Consider the following 22,748-nt stretch of genomic DNA (forward strand, 5'->3'; position numbering starts at 1 on the left):
TGAGCTCGCGAGCTCGCTCATGAGCCACCGTCACAGGTGACCAGGCCGCCGGGGACCTGCGTGGTGGAGCCGCAGACGATCGAGCCCACCACCCCGGGCAGCAGGTTCTCCACGAAGCTGTCGAACCAGCGGCCGCTGCCCAGCGTGTTGGTGAAGACGCGGACGAACGGGGCGAAGTTCTCCACGGTCTCCCCCAGGGCGGTCCGGTTGCGGGACAGGATGTCGGTCACGGTGGCCAGCTGCTGCAGGGCCGGGGTCAGCGCCTCGCGGTTGTCGGCGACCAGACCGGCCAGCTGGTCCGAGAGCAGCTGGGTGTTGGTCAGGATCGAGTCGATCAGCTGGCGCCGCGCCTGCACCTCCTCCAGCAGCGTGTTGGAGTCGACGATCAGCCGGGTGAACTCGCCGTTGCGGTCGGCGAGGACGGCGGAGACGTCACGGGTCGCCGAGAGCAGCCGCTCGAGCTCGGCGTCGCGCGAGGCGATCGTGTCCGACAGCCGGGCGAGGCCCTCGAGCGAGGCCTGCACCTCGTCCGGCGTCTCGGCGAAGGTGTCGGCGAGCACCTCGAACGACGACGCCAGCTGCCCGGTGTCGATCTCCTCCACGGTGGTGGAGAGGTCGGCGAACGCCTCGACGACGTCGTAGGGCGAGGCGGTCCGCTCCAGCGGGATCCGGTCGTCGGGGTCGAGCTCCTCGCTGCCCCGGGGGACCAGCGCGAGGAACTTGGCGCCCAGCACGGTCTCGATGCGGATCGCGGCCTGCGACCGGTCCCCGACGAAGGCGTCCTCCACGCGGAACTCCACGGTCACCGCGCCGTCCTCCAGGCGCAGCTCCTCCACCTGGCCGACCTTCACGCCGGCGATGCGGACCGGGTCGTCGGGGCGCAGCCCCGCCGCCTCGGAGAACTGCGCGGAGTAGACCGTGCCGCCGCCGATGAACGGCAGGGACTGGGCGTTGAACGCCAGCAGGACCAGCAGGGCGATCACGCCGAGGCTGATCGAGCCGATCACGACCGGGTTCCGGTCGCGGAAGGGCTTCGGGTGGCGGGCCATCAGCACCCCTCCGCGCCGCTGGAGAACCCGCCGGGCGGGATCTCCTCGCCCTCGGTCTGCCCGGGCAGGACGGCGTAGCCCGACGCCGAGCACAGGTAGAAGTTGAACCAGCTCCCGTTGACCGCGGTGCGGGTGATCAGGTCGATCTTCGTGGGTGCCAGCTGCAGGAAGTCCTCCACGATGTCCCCCGTGTCGGCCAGGTTGCCGGCGAGGTCACCGAGGGCCTGGATGTCGGCGGCGAGCGGCGGCCGGGCCTGCTCCAGGAAGCCGGTCGTCGTCGCGGCCAGGGTGTCGATGGTCTGCAGGGAGTCGAAGATCGCCGTCCGGTCGTCGGCCAGCCCGGTGACGAACTGCTGCAGGCTGATCACCAGCGAGGAGAGCTGCTCGTCGCGCGCGGCGACGGTGCCCATGACGGTCGTCAGGTTGTCGATCAGGCTGCCGATGACGGCGTCGCGGTCGGCCAGGGACGTCGACAGCGAGCCGACGTGGCCCAGGAGGCTCTCCACCGTTCCGGCCTCGCCCTGGAAGACCTGGATGATCTCGTAGGAGAGCCGGTTGACGTCCGTCGGCGACAGGGCCTGGAACAGCGGCTGGAAGCCGCCGAAGAGGGTGGTCAGGTCCAGCGCGGGCTTGGTCTGCGTGAGCGGGATGGTGTCGCCCTCGTCCAGCCGGTCCCCCCCGGAGCCGTCGCCCTCGCTGAGCGCGATGTAGCGCTGCCCGACGAGGTTCCGGTAGCGGATGGTGGCCTGCACCCCGCTGGGCAGCGGGACGTCGGCGTCGACCTCCAGCCCGACCTCCGCGACCGGGGTCTCCCGGCCCTCGGCCAGACCGATGTCGGTCACCTGGCCGACCCGCACACCGGCGATGCGCACCTCGTCGCCCTCGACGAGACCGGCCACGTCGGTGAACTGGGCGCGGTAGGCGAGCTGCTCGCCGTAGCCGGCGTTGGTGATCGTGGCGATCAGGACGTAGCTGGCCAGGATGGTGACCAGCGCGAACACGGCCAGCTTCGTCAGCGGCGCGACCAGCGACTTCACGGGATCAGCACCTGGCTCCCCCGCAGTAGCGGCGTCAGGGCCGAGGCGGCCAGGTCGGTGACGTCGTCGGGGTCGGTCCCGGTCTGGTACCCGATCATGCTGCGGACGAAGTCCAGTTCTGCGGTCGATCCCGTGAGCTGGCCGGGCACCCGGTTGCCCGCCGTCCCACCGGGGTTCGGGTCGTTGGCGTCCGGGGGCACGTCGTCGGGGCCACGGCCGCCCAGGCAGCGCGGGTTGCCGGAGAAGGGGTTGTCCACCGAGTCCACGCCGTCCTCGGGCGGCTGGGGGCAGTAGTACTCGCCCCGCTCGGTCGCCGCGATGATGCCGTCGATGTCCTCCAGCCCCTGGCAGTCCGGGCCGGAGCTGTCGAGGTAGGCGGGCTGGTCACCGGGCTGGTACGGGTTCCGCGGCGGGAGCGTCACCACGATGTTCAGGTTCAGCGCCGGGTCGCCGTCGCCGCCGAAGGCCTCGGTGATCATCGGGTTGAACCGGGAGAGCCCGTTGAGCAGGCACGGGTAGATGGGCGAGTACTCGGCGAACAGCCCGAGCACCGGTCGTGACGACGCGGCCAGCGAGATCAGGTTCTCCTCGTTGCGCTCGAGGAACTCCGCCGCCGTGGTCGAGGAGGCGTCGACGACCGTGAAGGTCCGGCGCAGCTGCTCGGACTGGTCCACCAGGGTGTCCGCGGTGATCGAGATGTTGTCCAGGACGGCCAGCAGGTCGTCGGCGGCCGACTCGTAGGTGTCGGCGAAGTCGGCGAGCGCGGAGATGTCGTGCTGGATGTCGGGCAGGACCGTGTTCAGCTCCTCGACGTAGTCCCCGATGCTCGCCAGGTTCTCGCCGAGCGACTCGCCACGGCCGCGCAGCGCGCCGGCGACGGCGGCCAGCGTGTAGCTGAGGTCCTGCGGCTCGACGGCCTGCAGCAGCGGCAGCAGGTCGTCGATGACCCGCTGGAGCTCGATCGCGTTCTCCGTCCGGTCCTGGCCGATGACGTCGCCGTCGGCCAGCCGCTCCTCCGCGGGCTGGTCGGGCAGCTGCAGGGCGACGTAGCGCTCGCCGAACAGCGTCTTGGGCAGCAGCCGGGCGGAGACGTCGGCCGGGATCTGGTCGAGGTACTGCGGCCGGATGGCGAGCTCGATCGTCGCGCCCTCCGCGCTGGCCTCGACGTCGCGCACCTCGCCGACGATCATGCCGCGCACCTTGACGTCGGAGGCCTCCTGCAGCTGGTTGCCGGCGGTGTCGGTCTCCAGCGTGACGCGGGCGAAGTCGGTGAACGCCTTGTTGTAGAGCGCCACCGTCAGACCGAGCAGCAGCGCCAGGACGACCAGGAAGGCCAGCCCCTGCAGGCGACGGCGGACGACCGCTCCACGTGCCACCCCACTCACCCCGCGATCCGGACGGTCGTCGTCGAGCCCCAGATGGCCAGCGACAGGAACAGGTCGATGACCATCACGGCCACGATCGAGAAACGGACGGCGCGGCCGACGGCCAGGCCCACACCGGCCGGGCCGCCGGAGGCCCGGTACCCGTAGTAGCAGTGGCTGAGGATGATCACGACGGCGAAGACGAGCACCTTGACGAAGGACCAGAGCACGTCCTGCGGTGGCAGGAACAGGTTGAAGTAGTGGTCGTAGGTGCCCGCGGACTGCGCATACGCCTGCGTGGTGATGGTCCTGGTGGCGAAGTAACTGCTCAGCAGGCCGATCACGTACAGCGGGATGACGGCGATGAAGCCGGCGACGATGCGGGTGGTCACCAGGAACGGCAGCGAGGGCACGCCCATGACCTCGAGGGCGTCGATCTCCTCGTTGATCCGCATGGCGCCGATCTGCGCGGTGAAGCCGCACCCGACCGTCGCCGACAGCGCCAGCCCGGCGACCAGCGGGGCGATCTCCCGGGTGTTGAAGTACGCCGAGAGGAAGCCCGTGAACGCCGAGGTGCCCAGCTGGTCCAGCGCCTGGTAGCCCTGCAGCCCGACCTCGGTGCCGGTGAAGAAGGAGAGGAAGGCGATGACGCCGACGGTGCCGCCGATGACGGCGAGGGCACCGGTCCCGAAGGTCACCTCGGCCAGCAGCCGGGCGACCTCCTTCTTGTAGCGGCGCAGCGTGCGCGGGGTCCAGCCCAGCGCCTTGCCGTAGAAGCCGAGCTGGTCACCGAGGTCCTCGAGGGTGTCCATCGGCCGCTTGTAGACGGTGCGGACCGCCTTGCGGACGCCGACACGGAGGCGGTCGACCGGGTTGAGCAGCGCCACCGTCACGCCCCCTTCGGCGGGACGAGCTGGAAGTACAGCGCCGTCAGGACGAAGTTGACCGCGAACAGCAGCAGGAACGTGATGACCACCGACTGGTTCACCGCGTCACCGACGCCCTTGGGCCCACCGCCGGCTCTCAGTCCCTTGTAGGACGCCACGATGCCGGCGATCATCCCGAATATCAGGGCCTTCACCTCGCCCGACCAGAAGTCCTCCACCTGCGCCAGTGCGCCGAAGGAGGCCAGGTAGGCGCCCGGCGTGCCGCCCTGGAGGACGACGTTGAAGAAGTACCCGCCGGCCACGCCGACGACGCTGACCAGCCCGTTGAGCAGGGTCGCCACGAGCATCGCGGCGAGCACCCGGGGCACGACGAGCCGCTGGATCGGGCTGATGCCCAGCACTTCCATGGCGTCGATCTCGTCGCGGATCTTCCGCGCCCCGAGGTCGGCGCAGATCGCCGAACCACCGGCGCCGGCGATGAGCAGCGCGGTGACGATGGGGCTGGCCTCGCGCAGCACGGCGAGCACCGACGCCGAGCCGGTGAACGACTGGGCGCCGAGCTGGCGGGTCAGCGACCCCAGTTGCAGGGCGATGACGGCGCCGAACGGGATCGCCACGAGCGCGGTCGGCAGGATCGTCACGCTCGCGACGAACCACGTCTGCTGCACGAACTCGCGGAACTGGAAGGGGCGCTTGGGCAGGGCACGCGCCACGTCGAGCGCGAACGCGAAGAGGTTGCCGCTGGCCCGCAGCGGGCGGACCGGGGAGAGCTTGCCGTCGAGCAGCCCGGGGGCCTTCGGCTTGTCGGTGGCCGTCACGACCGGGACCGCGACGTGGGCAGCACCGCGGTGTGCGCCCCCGCGGGGACCCCGTCCGGCTCCCAGTGCCGGCCCCCGGCACCCGGGGTGGGCTCGAAGACGCCGGCGTCGGCCTGGGCCAGGAGGTCCTCGGGCAGGGAGGCGCGGATGGCCTCGGCGGTGTCGGCGTCGAAGGTGTGCAGCATCCGCGCCACCCGCTCCTGGCGGCGCCGCTGCGCCTTGCGCTCGGGCAGGCCGGGGGACGGCTCCAGCTGCGGGGGGACGGCGTCCCCGCCGCTGGCGCCCTTGGGGCCCACGCCGTTGTGCTGGTCGCCGCCGCGCGCCTCGAGGGCCGCCATCTCGGCCTCGACCTGGGCGACGTCCTTCTCCTCGCTCATGCCGATGGGACCCTCGCGCCGGCCGTTGAGGAACTGCCGGACGACGGGCTCCTGGCTGGTCAGCAGCTGCTCGCGCGGCCCGAACATCGCCAGGTGCCGGCGGAAGAGCAGACCCAGGTTGTCCGGCACGGTGCGGGCGGTGCCGATGTCGTGGGTGACGATGAGGAAGGTGGCGTCGATCTGCGCGTTCAGGTCGACGATCAGCTGGTTCAGGTAGGCCACGCGGACCGGGTCGAGACCGGAGTCCGGCTCGTCGAACAGGATGATCTCGGGGTCCAGCACCAGCGCCCGGGCCAGCCCGGCGCGCTTGCGCATACCGCCGGAGATCTCCCCCGGGAGCTTCCCCTCGGCGCCCTGCAGACCGACCATGTCCATCTTCTCGAGGACGATCCGCTTGATGTCGGACTCGCTCTTCTTCGTGTGCTCGCGCAGCGGGAAGGCGATGTTGTCGAAGAGGTTCATCGACCCGAAGAGGGCGCCGTCCTGGAAGAGGACGCCGAACAGCTTGCGCACCTCGTACAGCCGGTGCTCGCTGGTCCGGACGATGTCGGTGTCGCTGATGAAGATCGAACCGCGCTCGGGCTTGAGCAGACCGACCAGCGACTTGAGGAAGACCGACTTGCCGGTGCCGGACGGCCCGAGCAGCACGGAGATCTCGCCGGGCGGCAGGGTGAGCGTGACATCGCTCCAGATGTTCTGGCTGCCGAACGACTTCGTCAGCCCCTCGACACGGACCTCGACGCCCACGTCGACCCTCCTCTGTTCACCGGCTGCGCTGCCGGCCCCCGACACGCCGTCCGCACCGTGGAGCCACGGCAGTGTGCACCCGCTCCGCGTGCGGTGCACGCCGAACGGGACCTCCGTGCTTCTACTGGCGAGTAACGACGCCGAACGCCCAGAGGTTACGTGCATCACGGGAATCGTGTGGCGCGGGTCGCCCCACGAATCGATCGGGCGACACGCGCACGGGTCTGCGGAGACGCGACAGGGGCCGCCCTCCGGGTGGAGGACGGCCCCTGTGGGTACTGCGGTGGTGCTACCCGGCGACGAGGCGCCGGGGAGGGGTCACTTGACGGTGACGGTGGCGCCGGCGCCCTCGAGGGCGGCCTTGGCCTTCTCGGCGGCGTCCTTCGCGACCTTCTCCAGGACCGGCTTCGGCGCGCCGTCGACCAGGTCCTTGGCCTCCTTGAGGCCGAGCGAGGTCAGGCCGCGCACCTCCTTGATGACCTGGATCTTCTTGTCGCCGGCGCTCTCGAGGATGACGTCGAACTCGTCCTGCTCGGGGGCGGCCTCGGCGGCACCGCCGCCACCACCGGCGGCCGGGGCGGCCGCGACGGCGACGGGGGCAGCCGCGGTGACCTCGAAGGTCTCCTCGAACTGCTTCACGAAGTCGGACAGCTCGAGCAGCGTCATCTCCTTGAACGCGTCGAGCAGCTCCGTGGTGGAAAGCTTGGCCATGGTCGTCTCCTTCTGGGTCAGTCGGTGCTGGCCGCGGCGTCGGCGGCGTCAGCGTTGTCGGGGGTGGTGTCTGCAGCAGCGGTGTCGGCGGCAGGAGCGGCGGAGTCGTCGGCGGACTCCTTCTTCTCCTGCAGCGCGGCGGCCAGGCGGGCGACCTGCGACAGCGGGGCCTGGAACAGGCCGGCGGCCTTGGTCAGGTTGCCCTTCATCGCGCCGGCCAGCTTGGCCAGGAGCACCTCGCGGGGCTCGACGTCGGCCAGGGCGGTGACCTCGGCGGGCGAGACCGTACGGCCCTCGACGACGCCACCCTTGACCACGAGGTTCGGGTTGGCGCGCGCGAAGTCACGGATGGCCTTGGCGGCCTCGACGACGTCACCCTCGATGAAGGCGATCGCGGTCGGGCCGTTCAGCAGCGGGCCCAGGTCGGTGTGGCCGACCGAGTCCGCCGCCCGCTTCGTCAGGGTGTTCTTGACGACGGCGTAGCTGCTGCCCGCACCGAGGGAACGACGCAGCTGGGTCAGCTGCGCCACGGTGAGCCCGCGGTACTCGGTGAGCACTGCCGCGCTGGACTTCTGGAACCGCTCGGTGATCTCGTCGATCACCGCGGCCTTGGCCTGCGTGGGCACGGGGCCTCCTCTCGTCTGTCGGGCGACCACAGGACGCTGCACGACGACGATCTCCGGCCCGGAGACGACGAACGCCCCGGCGCAGGCGCACGGGGCGAGGGCGGGCAGGAGAGCACCCGCGATCGAACCGTCCTCCTGCGCGGGCCGCCCGGGTGACTCCGGGACCTTCGATCGCACGCGGACGTGCGACGACCAGCGGTCGTGGGGGGAACATCGACAAGGGTACACGCGCCCGTACCGCTCCCGGCCGGGGGTCGCGGGAGCCGGCGCCGGACGCGCGAGAGGCCCCGCCGCGCAGTGCGCGGCGGGGCCTCTCGTGGGCGCCTGCCTAGGCGGTGGGCTCGTCCACCGTCAGGTTGCGGGTGCGGTTCGGGTCGACCGGGATGCCGGGGCCCATGGTGGTGGAGATGGTGACCTTCTTCAGGTACCGGCCCTTGGCGGCGGCGGGCTTGGCGCGCAGCACCTCGTCCAGCGCGGCGGCGTAGTTCTCGACCAGCTTGGTCTCGTCGAACGACGCCTTGCCGATGACCAGGTGCAGGTTGGCCTGCTTGTCGACGCGGAAGTTGATCTTCCCGCCCTTGATGTCGTTGACGGCCTTGGTGACGTCGGGGGTCACGGTGCCGGTCTTCGGGTTCGGCATCAGGCCGCGGGGGCCGAGGATGCGGGCGATCCGGCCGACCTTGGCCATCTGGTCCGGCGTCGCGATGGCGGCGTCGAAGTCCAGGAAGCCGCCCTGGATGCGCTCGATCAGATCGTCGGAACCGACGACGTCGGCGCCGGCGGCCTCGGCCTCGGCGGCCTTGTCACCGGTCGCGAAGACGATGACGCGGGCGGTCTTGCCGGTGCCGTGCGGCAGGTTCACCGTGCCGCGGACCATCTGGTCGGCCTTGCGCGGGTCGACGCCGAGCCGCATCGCGACCTCGACGGTCGCGTCGTAGCTGGTCGGCGAGGTCTCCTTCGCCAGCCCGGCCGCCTGGAGGGGGCTGTACAGGTTGTCGCGGTCGACCTTGGTGGCCGCCTCGCGGTACTTCTTGCCGTGCTTCGCCATGGTGGTTCCTCTCCTCCGCCGATCGGCGGGGTCGTGTGGTGTGCGGGCCTGGCGAGGCCCTCCCACAGGTGCTGCCGCCGTCGGATGGCGACGGCGGGATCGGCCCCGTCCAGAGGCTCACCGCGAGCTCGCGAGTGGTGAGGAGGACGGGGTCCTTCGACTACTGGACGGTGATGCCCATCGACCGGGCGGTGCCGGCGATGATCTTCTCGGCCTCGTCGAGGTCGTTGGCGTTGAGGTCGGCCATCTTGGTCTGCGCGATCTCGCGGACCTGGTCGCGCGTCACGGTGGCGACCTTGGTCTTGTGCGGCTCGCCCGAGCCCTTCTCGACACCGGCCGCCTTGAGCAGCATGCGCGCCGCCGGCGGGGTCTTGGTGACGAAGGTGAACGAGCGGTCCTCGAAGACCGAGATCTCGACCGGGATCACGTTGCCGCGCTGCGACTCCGTGGCGGCGTTGTACGCCTTGCAGAACTCCATGATGTTGACGCCGTGCTGGCCGAGCGCCGGACCCACGGGCGGCGCGGGGGTGGCCGCACCGGCGTTGATCTGGAGCTTGATGACCGCGGTCAACCGCTTCCGGGGAGGCATGGCTTCCTTCTTCTTCTCTGGGGTGTGTCAGGTACCGGGGACCCGGGTCAGATCTTGCTGACCTGGGTGAACGACAGCTCGACGGGCGTCTCGCGCCCGAAGATGGAGACCAGCACCTGCAGCTTCTGCTGCTCGGCGTTGATCTCGTTGATGGTGGCCGGGAGGGTGGCGAACGGCCCGTCCATGACGGTCACCGACTCGCCGACCTCGAAGTCGACGACGGCGACCGGCGCGGCGGCGGTGGTCCCGCCGGTCACGCCCGGCTCGGCGACCTTCGCGGCCTGCGGGGTCGCCGGCGGCGCGAGCAGGGTCACGACCTCGTCGATCGACAGCGGCGAGGGCCGCGAGGTGGCGCCGACGAAGCCGGTGACGCCGGGGGTGTTGCGCACCGCGCCCCAGGACTCGTCGTTGAGGTCCATGCGCACGAGCAGGTAGCCGGGGAGCTTCTTCCGGTTGACCTGGGTCCGCTTGCCGTTCTTGATCTCGGTGACCTCCTCGGTGGGCACCTCGATCTGGAAGATGTAGTCCTCCATGTCCAGCGACTGGATCCGCGACTCGAGGTTGGTCTTCACCTTGTTCTCGTAGCCGGCGTAGGAGTGGATGACGTACCAGTCGCCGAACTGGCTCTTCAGCCGGTTCCGGAGCGCCTCGATCGGGTCCGCGTCCTCCTCCGGCTCCGCCGCGGGGGCCGCCAGCGGGTCGGAGGCGAGGGTGTCGGGGTCGCCGCTCTCGACGTCGGGCACCACGTCGGCCACCTCGGTCGCGGTGTCCTGGTCGACGGTGTCGCTGCTGCCCTCGGCCGCGCCGGTCTCCCCGGCACCGGTCTCGAGGTCGACGCTGCCGAACTCGTCGGCCCGGGCGTCGTCCAGGTCGATGGCCGGGACGGCGCTGTCGGTGTCGAAGGGCTCGCGGGGGTCGGTCACGGGGGTTGCTTCCTTTGCGTCGTGTGCGGCGGGCGGGGTCGGTCAGCCGAAGACGGCGAGCACGCCCTGCGCGAAGAGGAGGTCCAGGCCGGCCACCAGCGCGACGATGAAGGTCACGAAGACGATGACGACGGTCGTGTAGGTGATCAGTTCGCGACGCCCGGGCCAGATGACCTTGCGGAGCTCGGCGACGACCTCGCGGAGGAAGCGCCGGAGACTGCGCCGCTGACGCTGCTCCGCGGCGCGCTCACGCTCGGCGGCCGCCCGGGAGCGGGTGCCGGAGCCGGCGTCGGTGCGGCCGGCCGGACGGGACGCGGACCGCTCGCGGGCGGGACGCGGCGTGCGGCGGGCGACCGGCTCGTCGTCGTCCTCGTCGTCGTCACCGGCGGTGATGCGGCCACCGCGGCGACGGGCGGAGCGGGGGACGACCTTGTCCTCCTGCTCCTCGGCCTCCTCGGCGACGGCGTCCTCGGCGGCCTCGAGCTCGGCGGCGTCGTCGACCCCGGGGGCCTTGCGGTCGAGCTGCTCGTCGGTCGCGTCGGAGCCGGAGCGGGGGTCGTCCTCGCGTCCGCGCTTCTCGTCGCTCACTGCGCCTCGCTGCCGTCGTCGTGGTGGCCCCGACCGCGGGGCCGCGGCCGGTGTGGTGGTCCGGTGTCCGTGCTGGCAGGGGTGACAGGACTTGAACCTGCAGCCTGCGGTTTTGGAGACCGCTGCTCTGCCAATTGAGCTACACCCCTAGTGCCCGGGACGGCTGTCCCGAGCTGGGCCCGGGGGGCGCCTCGCCTCGCGCGGGCACCGAGTCCCCGAGGGGATCCGGGGCACGCCGGTGGCGGGGTCGATCACCCCAGGACGTCGAGTGTACGGGACCGGCCGAGCCCCGGGCCAACGGCCCGCTCCCCGTCACCCGCGGGGGAACCGATGAGTCCGCGGACGCCGACCGATCCCCACGGCGTGAGCGAACTCCGGGTGCACGCCTTCTCCCTCTCCCTCGACGGGTACGCGGCCGGACCGCACCAGTCACCGGAGGAGCCGCTCGGCGTGGGCGGCGATCAGCTCCACGAGTGGATCTTCGCCGCCGATCCGGCGCCGGCCGACACCGCGGGCGCGTGGGGCGGCTCGGCGGCGGCGCGTCGACGGTGCAGCAGTAACTGCGGGCGGGCCTGCTGGACGAGATCGGCCTGGCCCTCGTCCCCGTGCTGCTCGGCGCCGGCCAGCGGCTCTTCGTCGACGGGCTGCCCACCACCGGGTGGCGGTGCGTCGCCCACGACCCGTCCGCGCGGGTGACGCACGTGCGTCTCCGCCGCGACGGATCGGCGTAGCTCAGGAGAGGCGGACCACCGCGCGGGCCAGGGAGAGCACCTTCTCGCCGCCGCTGGTCACGGTCAGGTCCACCCGGACCCGCCCCTCGTCCAGCACCGCGGCCACCCGTCCGCGCACGGTGACCTCGGCGCCGGTGTCGTCGTCGGGGACGACCACGGGACGGCCGAAGCGGACCTGGTACTCGACCAGGGCGGCCGGGTCGCCGGCCCAGTCGCTGACCGCCCGACCGGCCAGGCCCATGGTGAGCATCCCGTGCGCGATGACGCCGGGGAGGCCGACCGACGTCGCGACACGGTCGCTCCAGTGGATCGGGTTGAGGTCCCCGGAGGCGCCCGCGTACCGGACGAGGTCGGCGCGGGTGACGGGGTAGACGCGCTCGGGCAGCTCCGTGCCGACGGCGACGTCGGCCGCGCGGACCCGGGCGCTCACCCCTCCCCCCGGGCGACGAGCAGGGAGGTGGCCGAGCAGACGGGCTCGCCGTCCTCGGTGGTGACGTCGACCCGGGTGGTCAGCAGGTCGCTGCCGCCCATGCTGCGCACCGCCTCGATGGTCGGCGTGGCGACCAGGCGGTCACCGGCGCGGATCGGCCGGTGGTGGACGAACCGCTGCTCGCCGTGCACCACGCGGCTGTAGTCGAGGTCCACGTCGGGGTCCGCCACCACGACACCGGCGGCGGAGAGGGTGAGCGCGATCGCGAAGGTCGGGGGCGCGACGACGTCGGGGTGCCCGGCGGCGCGCGCCGCCTCGACGTCGAGGTGCACCGGGTCGCTGGACCCCAGCGCGGCCGCGAACTCGGCGATCTTCACCCGGCCGACCTCGTACACGGCAGAGGGCGGGTAGCTGCGCCCGACCAGTCCTGCGTCCAGCGCCATGCTCCCCGCCCTCCCGGCAGTGCTCGCGTCAGCGCGTCAGCGCGTCTCGCGGTGCAGCGTGTGCTTGCGCTCGTGCGGGCAGTACTTCATCAGCTCGAGCCGGTCGGGGTCGTTGCGCCGGTTCTTGCGGGTGATGTAGTTGCGGTTCTTGCACTCCTGGCAGGCCAGGGTGATCTTCGGACGGACATCGGTGGCTGCCACGGGGCGCTCCTCGCCTTGTCGGGACCGCCCTCCCGGGCGGGGTTCGCACGACCGGCCGGACGGCCGATCACACGAGGACGGACCCCGGGGCGGGGTCCGTCGTGAGTAGCGGTGACCGGACTTGAACCGGTGACACAGCGATTATGAGCCGCTTGCTCTACCAGGCTGAGCTACACCGCCGGGATGACCGTGCGGTCCGGTCTCTCGACAGGACCGGTGGTCACGTGTGTTGTTACGAGCCCCTTTACGGAATCGAACCGTAGACCTTCTCCTTACCATGGAGACGCTCTGCCGACTGAGCTAAAGGGGCGGTGGCCGGAGCCGTCGAGAACTCTACCCGACCGCCACCGGGCCGACGGCACGGGGGTCGTCGGCGCGTCAGGCCCGGACGAACAACCGGCGGTGGGTCGCCCCGGGGGCGGCGGCGCGCACGCCGGCGCGGGCCAGGAGCCAGCTCTCCAGCCGGTCGTCGGGCAGCGGCCGGCTGACCAGGAAGCCCTGCAGCTTGTCGCAGCCCATGTCGGCCAGCGCGTTGCGGGTGAGCTCGTCCTCGACGCCCTCGGCGACCACCCGCAGGCCCAGGTTGTGGGCCAGCTCGATGATCGACCGTGCGATGAACGACTCGCCCTGGCTGGTGGACATGCTGAGCACGAAGGACTTGTCGATCTTGACCTCGTCGATCGGCAGCTGCCGCAGCTGCGACAGCGAGGAGTAGCCGGTGCCGAAGTCGTCCATCGACAGCCGCAGGCCCAGGGCGTGCAGGTCGGCGAGCACCGTGCTGCTGCGCACCGAGTCGTCGACCACGCTGCCCTCGGTGAGCTCCAGGGTGAGCAGCTCCCCCGGGACGCCGTGCCGGCGCAGGGCGCGGGCGACCCGGTCGACGAGGTCGGGCTCGGTCAGGCAGCGGGCGGACAGGTTGACCGACACCGACAGCGAGATGTCCTGGTCCAGCCACTTGCGGCAGCGGGCCAGCGCCAGGTCGAGGACGTGGTCGGTGAGCGGGCCGATCCGGCCGATCTGCTCGGCCAGGTGGATGAACTCGTCCGGGGCCACGGCGCCGTAGCGGGGGTGCGCCCACCGGACGAGGGTCTCCACCGAGACGATGTCGGAGGTCCGGGCGTCGATGATCGGCTGGAAGACGACGCTGATCTGCCCCTCGGCCATCGCCTGCTCGAGCTCGGTGCCCAGCTGGAGCCGCCGCAGGCTCTGCTGGTCGAGAACGGGGTGGTAGCTGGCCACGCCCTTGCCGGCCGCGGCGGCGAGCAGCGCGACGTCGGCACGCTGCATCAGCGTCCCGGAGTCGGTGCCGTGCACGGGCGCGGCGGCCACGCCGATGGTGAGCGTGACCTCGAGGTCCAGGCCGGCCACCCGGGCGCGGGTCGACGTCGCCTCGCGCAGCCGTCGGGCGGCGCGCTCGGTGGCGGCCAGCGACAGACCGGGCAGCAGGACGGCGAACTGCTCGCCCTCCATCCGGGCCAGCACGGCGCGGGGCGGGGCGTGCTCGCGCAGCAGCCCGGCGGTGACCAGCAGCAGCTCGTCGCTGGCGGCGTGGCCGAGCGTGTCGACGATCTCGGTGTGGTTGTCCAGCGAGGCGAGGATGAGCCCCGCGCGGGTGCCCACCGGATCGGCGGTTAGCAGCTCGTCGATCTCGGTCACCAGCCGCTGCCGGTTGGGCAGCCCGGTGAGGCGGTCGTGGTCGGCGTCGTAGCGGATCTGGGTGAGCAGCTGCTGCTGCCGGATGGCCGCGTTGACGTGCGTGAGCATGGAGTCGAGGGCGGCCCGCTCGTCGTCGGCGAAGCTCAGCGTGTCGTTGCGCCGGTCGCAGATCTCCAGGTAGCCCGGCTCGCCGGCGGCGGTCGCGATCGGGGCCCCCAGGACCTCCTGGGCCCCGCGCCGCTGGAGCGCGGCCAGCCCGGCGGCGTCGGTCCGGGCGGCGGAGACCAACACCGCGCCCGAGGACCGCGCGTCGACCGCGCGCCGGCGGACGAGGTCGTCGGGGTCCCCCGGCCCGTCGTACCAGGCGACGCCGTCCTCGGCGTCGACCACGAGCCTCGGCTCCTGGTCCAGGTAGGGCGGCAGCCAGAGCGCGACCCGCTCGGCGTTCAGCAGCTCCCGGACGGCGACGACGAGCTCACGGGTGCCCTCGTCGTCGGGGCTGAGGCTCTCCACCCGGCGGGCGAAGGCGTACACCTGCTCCACGCTGCGCCGCTCCTGCGACACCGCGGCGAAGCGGCGGAAGAGCAGCACGACCGCGGCCATGACCGGGAGCACCAGCAGCGCCGCCCAGGCGGTGAGAGGCACGAGCAGCAGCGCGACCAGCGCGACCGAGACGGCGAAGGGGCCGACCACCGCGATCGGCAGCAGAAGCTCCTGCCAGACGTGCCGGCCCGGCCGGCCGCCGCTGAGCGCGATGGCGGCGACCACCATCGAGTTGCCGACGACGTCGGCGACCATGACGGCGGCCACGAGCGCCAGCCAGGAGACCGGGTCGGTCAGTGGCCGGGAGGGCAGCAGGTCGAGGACGGCGACGGCCGCCGCGACCTCCACGACCGTGACCGCGAGGTTGTAGACCGCCTTGGGCGGTGAGTACGGCCGGCGCAGGAACGTGATCCCGACGGCGATCGCCCGGGCGAGCGCCACCCAGGGGCCGCCGAGCTGCACGAGCGCCACGGCGAGGGGCAGCTCGCTGACCGACCAGCGGTGGGTCTGCCGGCGGAACTCGATGTAGAGCAGGACCGACTCGGCGACGGCGAACGCCACGGTCACCAGCAGGAACGGCAGCAGCCGGAACCGCCCCGTCGCGGCGGGGAAGACGAGGACGGCGGACAGCAGCGCGAGCGCGCAGCCCCCCGCGGCGATCGTCCACGGTCGGAGGGGGGCCCCGAGGCGCGCGTGCGCAGGCTCGGAAGTGGTCACCGGCACCCGACTCGTGAGGAGGGAAGGAGCGCGCCGAGGCTAACAGCGCCCATCCCCCCGCAGCGCGGTTCGCGGAGGTGCACTCACCCCGACGGGGCAGGCGGTCGGTCGACCGCCCGCCCCTCGGGTCAGGGTGTCCTGCCGGTCAGCGGGACCAGGACGCGCCGCGGGACCAGGACGCGCCGCGCGACCAGGACGCGCCGCGGGACCACGACGCCCCGCGCGACCACGAGGCTCCGCGGGACGAGGACGAACCGGACTGTGCGTTCATGACGCCTCCTCAGGCATGAAGAACTGCTTCTCTTCCATGCGGGCTGGCACCCGGGGCGCGGGGACAGAGCGTCAGTCGGTACGGACCGCACCCGGGACATTGCTTCCCGTCACCCGATCGGGGCAAGCACCGACGATCACGACGGAGTGACGAACCGTGATGTCGTCACGGTGTGTCAGGAAAGTTCGCTGATGCGTCACCCATCTGCGTGACCCGCAGGGTCCTGGGGCCCTGGCGCACCGTCCACAGGCGGTCGCCACGCCGGGCGGGGGTGCCGGCTCGGCCGTCCACACCCGTCCCCAGCAGGATCCACAGGCGGTGGACGGCGACCTACGCTGCGCGGCGTGCGGGAGACTGTCGGGTCGGCGGGCGAGCGGGGCTCGTCGCTGCCCCTGGTCCTCGTCTGCTGGCTCGTGGCGGCGCTGATGGCGCTGGGCGGGGTGGCCGCCTCCGACGCGTTCCTCGAGCAGCGGTCGGTGCAGGCGGTCTGCGACGCCGCCGCCCTCGCCGCCGCCAACGCCGCGGACGAGGCGGCGGTCTACCGCTCGGGGCTCGACGCGGGGGTGCTGCCGCTGACGCGGGCCGGCGCCCAGGCCGCGGTCGCGGACTCGCTGGCCGCGGGCGGCACCGGGCTGGACTCCTGGTCCGCCGAGACCGACGGCCCCGAGGTCACGGTGACGTGCACCCGGCACGTCGACATCGCCTTCGGCTGGCTGTTCCTCGGCGGGGAGCCACTGGAGCGCACCGCGGTGGCGAGCGCGCGAGCACCGACCGTCCCCTGAACGGCGAACGGCCCCCGACCTGGTGGTCGGGGGCCGTGGCGTACCGGTGGCGGGTGAAGGATTCGAACCTTCGTAGGCTAAGCCGACGGATTTACAGTCCGCTCCCATTGGCCACTCGGGCAACCCGCCGTGGTGGTACCGGGAAAGAGTACAAGACGGGCCGTGCCCGTCCGCCGGGTCCTCCCGGCGGAGCGCCGGGCCGCAGGAGGAAGGAGGGGACGTGGCCGACTCGTCCTTCGACGTCGTCAGCAAGGTCGACCGCCAGGAGGTCGACAACGCGCTGAACCAGGCGGGCAAGGAGCTCTCCCAGCGCTTCGACTTCCGGGGCACCAACGCGTCCATCGCGTGGGCCGGCGAGGAGGGCGTCACCCTCACCGCCGACACCGAGGAGCGCGTCGCGGCAGCGCTGGAGGTGTTCAAGGAGAAGCTCATCAAGCGCAACATCTCGCTGAAGTCCCTGGACGCCGACGAGCCGCAGTCCTCCGGCAAGGGGTACAAGATCTCCGCGCGCATCAAGCAGGGCATCGAGTCCGACGTCGCCAAGAAGATCGCGAAGCTCATCCGCGACGAGGGACCCAAGGGCGTGCAGGCGCAGATCCAGGGCGACCAGCTGCGGGTCAGCGGCAAGAAGCGCGACGACCTGCAGGCCGTGCAGCAGCTGCTCAAGGGCGCCGACCTCGACGTCGCCCTGCAGTTCGACAACTATCGCTGACTCGGGACATAACCGCAGGTCAGCGCGGTAGTGCGGGGTCCCGGTCCGCAGAAAGTCCGCACGTCGCGCCCAGCGCGGCGGCCATCAGGTCGCCCGCTGCGGAGCGCGTGCGGTCCTCGGCCGTCGGCCACAGGTGCGAGTAGACGCCCAGCGTGATCGTCGCCGAGGAGTGTCCGAGCGCCCGCTGCACGGTCACCACGTCGCAGCCCGAGGCGATGAGACCGCTGGCGTAGAAGTGCCGGAGGTCGTGGAGCGTGTACCCGTCGAGCTCGCCAGCCTTGCGGATCTGACGCCACTGGTGGCCCGCGGAGTTCCGGTTCAGCGGCAGCCGGCCGTTCGCGACGAGCCAGTCCTCCTGCTGGGCACCGGTGCGCCGCACGTGGTCGGCGAGGAGGGTGACCAACTCGCCGGGGATGTAGACGACGCGCTCGGAGCCGAACTTGGGCGCCACGAGCTCAGTGCTCGAGTTGGTCTCCCCCTGGAGCTGATGACGGACGGAGATCGTCCGACGTAGGAAGTCGACGTCCTGGACGCGCAGCCCGGCTGCCTCGCCGAGCCGCAGTCCCGCGAATGCGCACACCGCTATGAACGGCCGGAACCAGGTGGGGGCGACGTCGAGCGCCCGTCCGACCTCCTCGACGTCCGGGATCGTCATGGCCGCCGCCGCCTTGCGCGCCCTCGGGAGAGGGACACCGGCGGATGGATCCGCCTTGATGATCCGGTCCACGACGGCGGCACGCAGGGCCATGTGGACGTAGTTGTACCGAGTGCGGATGGTGCTGGGAGCGAGACCGGTGCGCCGGCCGCCTGCGGGCTGGGACATCGCCTTGACCCACTGCTGGACGTGCGAGGTGCGGATCTGCCGCATCGGGACGTCGGCGAACGTCACGGAGCCGGCCGCCTGTTGTGCGGCGAGTGTCGTCCCGCGCTCCCACACCTGCCGGTCCGACCACTGAGCGAACCATGCCCTGAAGGTGATCTTCCCAGCAGCCGGGTCGACGTAGTCGCCGGTGACCAGCGCAGCGGTCTGTTCGTCGAGCCACCGCTGGGCGTCGACCTTCCGTTTGAAGTGCCGGGCGTGCTCTTTGCCGTTCTCGTCCCGGTACCGCGGGCGATAGGTCCCGTCAGGTCTCTTCGCGATCGATCCCATCAGTCCCCGCCTCCCCTTTTCACCTCGCGTTTTGCCCCTGCAGTGTGGGCTACCGCGCTGACTGGATTCCCGGTCGTCCGGCGCGAGACTGAGGTCCAACCTCGCCGCGGCGACCGCCCGTCCGTCGGTCCGCCTGTCGGTCCTTAACGTCGCGTCGGCAGCCGCGTCTTGGGGACGGGTTTCTCATCGGAGAACGCTCCTGTCCGGTGTGCGCCGGCGGTAGAGGGAGGGCCGGTTATCGGAGCGGGGAGAACGCACGGCGGCGGTCGGGGAGCTGGTGCGGTCCGCGCCCATTCGTGCGGCTGCTCGGTGTGCGTTGTGGCCGGCGCGCCAGGCATCGCGCTCGCGGGCGAGGCGGTCGGGCGGCTGAGCGCGCAGGATCGGCTCGGCGGTCAGTCCGGTGATGCGCGTGCGGGCGTCGGTCAGCTGCTGGCACCTGACGTCGATTTCGCGCTCGAGGTCGGCCAGCTGCGCTTCGGGGTCCGGTGACCAGGCGAACGGGCCGAGCGGCGCCAGGCGTTCGTCGCGCTGGGAACGGGCGTGGGCCAGGGCGCGCCGCGCGGCCTCGGAGGCGCTCTGGGCGGTGTCGGCGGCGGCGCACAGCTGAGCGTGCTCCGGATGGCGTTGCTCGGCGGCGCGGCGGGCGGCGGTGTCGAACATGCGCCACAGCGCGGCCCGGTCGTCGAACCAGTCGGCGACCCGCGCGAGCTGGGCCCGGTCGGTGGGCAAGTCGGGCCGGTGTGGGCGCCACCGGTTGGCCCAGTCGTCGAGGTGCTCTCGGGTGCGCGTGACGGCGGCTCGCCGCAGGTTGAACCGGCCGGGGTCGTCGAGCACGATCCGGGCCGCCGCGCGGGCGGTGGCGCGCTCGTTGTCCCAGGCGGCGAGCAGCCTGTCCCGGATGCCGTCGGCCTCGGCGGCGACCGCCCTCGCGCTGGCCTGGGCCACCTGCTGCGCGCGCTCGAAGGCGTGGGCCGCCTGGCGGCAGGCGGCGTCGAGGCGGGCGAACTCGCCGGCGTGACCGGCCTCCTGCGCGACGGCCAGGCGCAGGGTGTCGCGCCACGGCTGCAGCAGGGCCAGCTGGTCCACGCAGCGCTGTTCGACGCTCCAGAACTCAGCCAGCTCGGCCAACGCCTGGTCCAGCGGCCGGGCCGGGGCGTACCGGGCTGCCTCGGTGGCCGCCTGCTGCGCGGCGTGCGCGGGGCCGAGGTCGGCCCGGTCGCGGGCGAACACCGCGATCCACTGCTCACGCGCCTCGGCCGGGTCGACGGCGACCAGGTGGGCGGTGTTGGCCTCCCGGCCGCGGGTCATTCCAACGTAGGCCGCCGCGGCGCCGGTGTCCTCGCTGACCTGCAGGTGCGCGGCGGTCACGGTGTCGCCTTGGGCGCCGTGCACGGTGGTCGCGTAGGCCAGCTCTACGTGCGTGGTGACGTAGTCGGCGGGTAGCACCCGCGCCCCTTCCCCAGCCGGGGCGACAGCGGCGGGTCCGCCGCCGGCGGAAGTGTCAGGCGGCGTGCCCTCGGGGGTGACGAGTAGCCCGCCGTCCCGGTCGACGCCGGTGACGGTCCAGGTGTCGCGGTTCGCGACCTGAAGCTCGCGGTCGTTGCGGCGGGTGGCGATCCGGTCGCCGACGCCGATCTGCTCCCCGGTCCCGGTGACCACCACCCGCCAGTCGTCGACCCGGCCAGCGGTGACCAGGCGCTCCCGAATCGCAGCGTTGAGGGCGGCCGCCTGCTCACGTGTCGAGACGACCACGGCCACGCGCTCCCCCGCAGAGCGCTCGGCCACCTCGGCGGCGAGCGCCTCCCGCAGCGCCTCGACCTCGGCGTGCAGTTGGATCTGCCCGCGGGCCAGGAGCGTGTCGAACACCGTGCCCGGGTCGGTGCCGGCGCGCATCGCCAGGGTCAGCTCGGCGTAGTCGCTGTCCGGTGTCGTGCGGCCGGTGCCGTCGGTGCGGGTGAAGCGGTGCACCCCGACCAGGGTCAGGTGTTCGGTCGGGGCGACCTGAGCCGCGGCGAGGTCGAGGACGCCACCGCGTCCGACCGCCGCCAGCTGATACCGGTCACCGAGCAGGGCCAGGTCCACCTGGCACTCGTCGGCGATCGTCAGTACCGCCCGGGCGGTGTCTTGATCCAGCATGCCCGCCTCATCAACCACCAGGAGGTCACCGGCCCTCAGCCGGGCGCTCTCAGCCGGTCCGGCAAAGGGATAGCCGGTGACTGGGTCGGGATCGCCGTGCGCGAGGCGGGTCCACGCGCCGTCGTCGTTCCAACGCCAGCCGTACTCAAAGGCCAGCCGTGCCGCCGACCCGGCGGCCGCGCCGACCTCCGCCGCGGCGACCTTCGCCGCCTTCAGCGTCGGAGTGACCACAACCAGCCGGCGCCCCTGCTCGGTGAGCAGGGTCCTCGTAGCCGCGAGGGTGGTGGTCTTACCGGCGCCGGCCGCGCCCTCGATCACAATCAGGGCCCGCTTGCTCGCCAGGGCGGTGACCGCAGCGGCCTGCCCGGGATCCAGCCGGGCGACAGCCGCGGTGACGTCGACCGGCGGTGTCGGCTCGGGGCTTTCGACGCCGACCGGACGCTCGACGGCGCGGGCGGCCAGCCGGGCGGTGAGGTCGGCCTCGACGGCGAGCACCGGAGCCGAGGTCCAAGACCGGATGTGCTCCGGCACGCCGTCGGTTCGGAGCAGCGGAACGCAGCGGTGCAGGGCGCGGGCGGTGAGGTCCTCGGCCAGCTCGATCCGCACGGCGGCGTCGGCGACGATGCCGGCGGCGGTGATCAGCTGCTCGGCCTCGCCGCGGATGTCCGCGGCGTTCCACGCCGACCGGGCGGCCCCCAGGCGCGCCAGCACGCGCTCAGCGGCCCCGTCGCGGTCCAGAGCCCCCACCGCCGTCGAGGCCAGGGGAAGGGGCCCGGACGGCGGGCGGAAGCCCAGCCCGGTCAGGTCGGCCCGCCAGCCCTCCTCCAGTACCTCGCCCGGACGGGGGGGGACCTTGTCCGGGCGGCCCTCGGCCCAGGCCCGCGCCTCCCACGCCCGGCGCAGCGCCAGGCCGGGGGATTCGCCGGGATGCGCCTGCATCCACTCCCGTTCATAGCGGTCGACATTGCCGGCGATCTGCGCGCGCCGCGCGCTCATCGGACCGACGTACGGAGCGAGTTCCAGGAGTTCTCCAGTAGCGCCGCGGGTGTAGCCATTGGCGGCGAAGCTGGCGTTCAGTTCCGGATCGCAGGCCATCGCCGCGTGCCCGATCCCGTTGATCGCGCCCAGGGCGTCGCGGACACCGATAGTGTGCAGTCCGCGCCATTTCCCGGCCGCAAACACGCGGGCCAGTATTTGTAGGTGCAGGTGGCGATGGGGGTCGCCGGCGCGGGAGGTGTAGTGCCGCACCGTCACCGCCTCCAGCAGCTCTACCGGCATCTGCACCTGCGCCCCGCGTCGCCCGACGCGGGTGGTCGCGTGCTCCGACAGCCAGGCGATGATCTGCTTCGCGGCCCGGTCCTGCGCCGCGTCGTACGCCTGCGCGATGTCCGGATGCAGCGCCGCGGCAAGCGACCACGTCTTCGGGCCGTTGACCACCACCTCGACGAACCGCACCGCCCGCTCGTCGGTGCGCAACCGCCCCCGCGGCACGCCGGTGTCCGGGTCCACGCCGGCCACCCACGTCTCGTAGCCGTCCCCGGACAGCGCCGCCGCCTCGGCCACGACCCCGCCGGTGGCGGTGTACCGGCGGGCGATCCCAGTGCCCTCGGCCAGGTAGTACTCATCCGCCCGGCCGCGATCCGCCTCCAGATAGCAGCGGCCGGCGCCCCCGCATACACCTTCATTCCGCCATGCATCCTCAACGCCGTCCAACAATGGCCAACACGTCACCCCCAGGAACGTCGAAAGGCCCCGCGAAGCGGGGCCCGTGCTCCTACCATTGGTAGCATACGTGCCGTTCTTTAGCGAATCATCCGGTTGCCATTCGGCGAACCTTCTGGGCCATCTCGAAGGCGGAGGCTGCGGCGCGGGGCAGGATGTGCGCTTGGTGTCGGTGAAGATGACGCAGCGCGGGCGCAGTCAAGGACCTCGGTCGGCTTGAGCCAGTTCTTGACGGTCGGCACCCCGGCCCGGCTTGACGCTGGTTGCTCGTCCGCCGGTGCCGACCGCGCCTAGTGCCACGATGGGGGCTAGAGAGTGGCTGGCCGATCACGGGAGCCAGGTGAGTAATGCGGCGAGGTCGGAGGTGTCAGATCGTCTGTGTAGGAGCTGTGGTCCGGACCTGAGGTAACCGCCTCGGGAGGGAGCACGCTGTGACCGTGACCGATGACGAATCGGTGGCCGGAGGTTCCGGGTTCGGTCCACCGGGCCG

Annotated in this window: 21 protein-coding genes and 4 tRNA genes; 2 read left to right on the forward strand and 23 right to left on the reverse strand. The window is 72.1% G+C overall.

Annotated features, from left to right (window positions below; translation table 11 throughout):
- Positions 1–17 precede the first annotated feature (17 nt).
- The 20 genes from DQ240_RS03645 to DQ240_RS03740 form a co-directional block, all read right to left on the reverse strand.
- The gene (locus DQ240_RS03645; protein WP_113838316.1) at positions 18–1,049 is read right to left on the reverse strand and encodes an MCE family protein; all 1,032 of its coding nucleotides are present in this window, start codon (positions 1,047–1,049) and stop codon (positions 18–20) included.
- Positions 1,049–2,086: an MCE family protein gene (locus tag DQ240_RS03650; protein WP_113838261.1), complete on the reverse strand. Its 1,038-nt coding sequence runs from the start codon at positions 2,084–2,086 to the stop codon at positions 1,049–1,051. The genes DQ240_RS03645 and DQ240_RS03650 overlap by 1 nt, the downstream gene beginning before the upstream one ends.
- Positions 2,083–3,462: an MCE family protein gene (locus DQ240_RS03655; RefSeq protein WP_158548507.1), complete on the reverse strand. Its 1,380-nt coding sequence runs from the start codon at positions 3,460–3,462 to the stop codon at positions 2,083–2,085. Before DQ240_RS03655 ends, DQ240_RS03650 begins: the two co-directional genes overlap by 4 nt.
- A gap of 5 nt (positions 3,463–3,467) precedes the next feature.
- Positions 3,468–4,262, reverse strand: a complete 795-nt coding sequence (locus DQ240_RS03660; RefSeq protein WP_113838318.1) for an ABC transporter permease — start codon at positions 4,260–4,262, stop codon at positions 3,468–3,470.
- A gap of 77 nt (positions 4,263–4,339) precedes the next feature.
- The gene (locus DQ240_RS03665; RefSeq protein ID WP_113838319.1) at positions 4,340–5,122 is read right to left on the reverse strand and encodes an ABC transporter permease; all 783 of its coding nucleotides are present in this window, start codon (positions 5,120–5,122) and stop codon (positions 4,340–4,342) included.
- A 29-nt stretch (positions 5,123–5,151) separates the two neighbouring features.
- Complete coding sequence (locus tag DQ240_RS03670; protein WP_113838262.1) at positions 5,152–6,279, reverse strand: ABC transporter ATP-binding protein; 1,128 nt, start codon at positions 6,277–6,279, stop codon at positions 5,152–5,154.
- A 318-nt stretch (positions 6,280–6,597) separates the two neighbouring features.
- Positions 6,598–6,990 carry a 50S ribosomal protein L7/L12 gene (gene rplL, locus DQ240_RS03675; RefSeq protein ID WP_113838263.1) on the reverse strand — a complete coding sequence of 131 codons (393 nt, stop codon included), beginning with the start codon at positions 6,988–6,990 and terminating at the stop codon, positions 6,598–6,600.
- Positions 6,991–7,007: 17 nt separating this feature from the next.
- Positions 7,008–7,616, reverse strand: a complete 609-nt coding sequence (rplJ, locus tag DQ240_RS03680; RefSeq protein WP_113838264.1) for a 50S ribosomal protein L10 — start codon at positions 7,614–7,616, stop codon at positions 7,008–7,010.
- A gap of 328 nt (positions 7,617–7,944) precedes the next feature.
- Positions 7,945–8,664 (reverse strand): 50S ribosomal protein L1, encoded by a 720-nt coding sequence (gene rplA, locus DQ240_RS03685; RefSeq protein WP_113838265.1) that lies wholly within the window; start codon positions 8,662–8,664, stop codon positions 7,945–7,947.
- Between the two features lie 160 nt (positions 8,665–8,824).
- A complete protein-coding gene (rplK, locus tag DQ240_RS03690; protein ID WP_113838266.1) occupies positions 8,825–9,253 on the reverse strand; it encodes a 50S ribosomal protein L11 in 429 nt (142 codons plus the stop codon).
- A 47-nt stretch (positions 9,254–9,300) separates the two neighbouring features.
- Positions 9,301–10,176 carry a transcription termination/antitermination protein NusG gene (gene nusG, locus DQ240_RS03695; RefSeq protein ID WP_113838267.1) on the reverse strand — a complete coding sequence of 292 codons (876 nt, stop codon included), beginning with the start codon at positions 10,174–10,176 and terminating at the stop codon, positions 9,301–9,303.
- 42 nt (positions 10,177–10,218) lie between these two features.
- The gene (gene secE / locus DQ240_RS03700; protein ID WP_113838268.1) at positions 10,219–10,764 is read right to left on the reverse strand and encodes a preprotein translocase subunit SecE; all 546 of its coding nucleotides are present in this window, start codon (positions 10,762–10,764) and stop codon (positions 10,219–10,221) included.
- Positions 10,765–10,837: 73 nt separating this feature from the next.
- Positions 10,838–10,913 (reverse strand) — tRNA-Trp (locus DQ240_RS03705).
- 312 nt (positions 10,914–11,225) lie between these two features.
- Positions 11,226–11,441 (reverse strand): hypothetical protein, encoded by a 216-nt coding sequence (locus DQ240_RS23870; RefSeq protein ID WP_233498463.1) that lies wholly within the window; start codon positions 11,439–11,441, stop codon positions 11,226–11,228.
- 55 nt (positions 11,442–11,496) lie between these two features.
- A complete protein-coding gene (locus DQ240_RS03715) occupies positions 11,497–11,925 on the reverse strand; it encodes a MaoC family dehydratase (RefSeq protein WP_113838269.1) in 429 nt (142 codons plus the stop codon).
- A complete protein-coding gene (locus DQ240_RS03720) occupies positions 11,922–12,368 on the reverse strand; it encodes a MaoC family dehydratase N-terminal domain-containing protein (RefSeq protein ID WP_113838270.1) in 447 nt (148 codons plus the stop codon). Before DQ240_RS03720 ends, DQ240_RS03715 begins: the two co-directional genes overlap by 4 nt.
- A gap of 36 nt (positions 12,369–12,404) precedes the next feature.
- Positions 12,405–12,569, reverse strand: a complete 165-nt coding sequence (gene rpmG, locus DQ240_RS03725) for a 50S ribosomal protein L33 (protein ID WP_029433493.1) — start codon at positions 12,567–12,569, stop codon at positions 12,405–12,407.
- Positions 12,570–12,675: 106 nt separating this feature from the next.
- Positions 12,676–12,749 (reverse strand) — tRNA-Met (locus tag DQ240_RS03730).
- 57 nt (positions 12,750–12,806) lie between these two features.
- Positions 12,807–12,879: transfer RNA gene (locus DQ240_RS03735), tRNA-Thr, on the reverse strand.
- Positions 12,880–12,947: 68 nt separating this feature from the next.
- Positions 12,948–15,485, reverse strand: coding sequence for a bifunctional diguanylate cyclase/phosphodiesterase (locus tag DQ240_RS03740; RefSeq protein WP_113838320.1), 2,538 nt, complete (start codon positions 15,483–15,485; stop codon positions 12,948–12,950).
- A gap of 615 nt (positions 15,486–16,100) precedes the next feature.
- Between DQ240_RS03740 and DQ240_RS03745 the strand changes: the two genes are divergently transcribed.
- Positions 16,101–16,538, forward strand: coding sequence for a pilus assembly protein TadG-related protein (locus DQ240_RS03745; protein ID WP_113838271.1), 438 nt, complete (start codon positions 16,101–16,103; stop codon positions 16,536–16,538).
- Between the two features lie 47 nt (positions 16,539–16,585).
- On the opposite strand, the gene DQ240_RS03750 is transcribed toward DQ240_RS03745, so the two are convergent.
- Positions 16,586–16,667, reverse strand: a tRNA-Tyr gene (locus tag DQ240_RS03750).
- 91 nt (positions 16,668–16,758) lie between these two features.
- Between DQ240_RS03750 and DQ240_RS03755 the strand changes: the two genes are divergently transcribed.
- The gene (locus tag DQ240_RS03755; RefSeq protein ID WP_113838272.1) at positions 16,759–17,250 is read left to right on the forward strand and encodes a YajQ family cyclic di-GMP-binding protein; all 492 of its coding nucleotides are present in this window, start codon (positions 16,759–16,761) and stop codon (positions 17,248–17,250) included.
- A 19-nt stretch (positions 17,251–17,269) separates the two neighbouring features.
- On the opposite strand, the gene DQ240_RS03760 is transcribed toward DQ240_RS03755, so the two are convergent.
- Positions 17,270–18,400: a site-specific integrase gene (locus DQ240_RS03760; protein WP_113838273.1), complete on the reverse strand. Its 1,131-nt coding sequence runs from the start codon at positions 18,398–18,400 to the stop codon at positions 17,270–17,272.
- Positions 18,401–18,583: 183 nt separating this feature from the next.
- Positions 18,584–22,252, reverse strand: coding sequence for a MobF family relaxase (mobF, locus tag DQ240_RS03765; RefSeq protein ID WP_369831994.1), 3,669 nt, complete (start codon positions 22,250–22,252; stop codon positions 18,584–18,586).
- Positions 22,253–22,748 lie beyond the last annotated feature (496 nt).

Origin of the sequence: Blastococcus sp. TF02A-26 (assembly GCF_003319125.1) — a bacterium.
GTDB lineage: Bacteria > Actinomycetota > Actinomycetes > Mycobacteriales > Geodermatophilaceae > Trujillonella.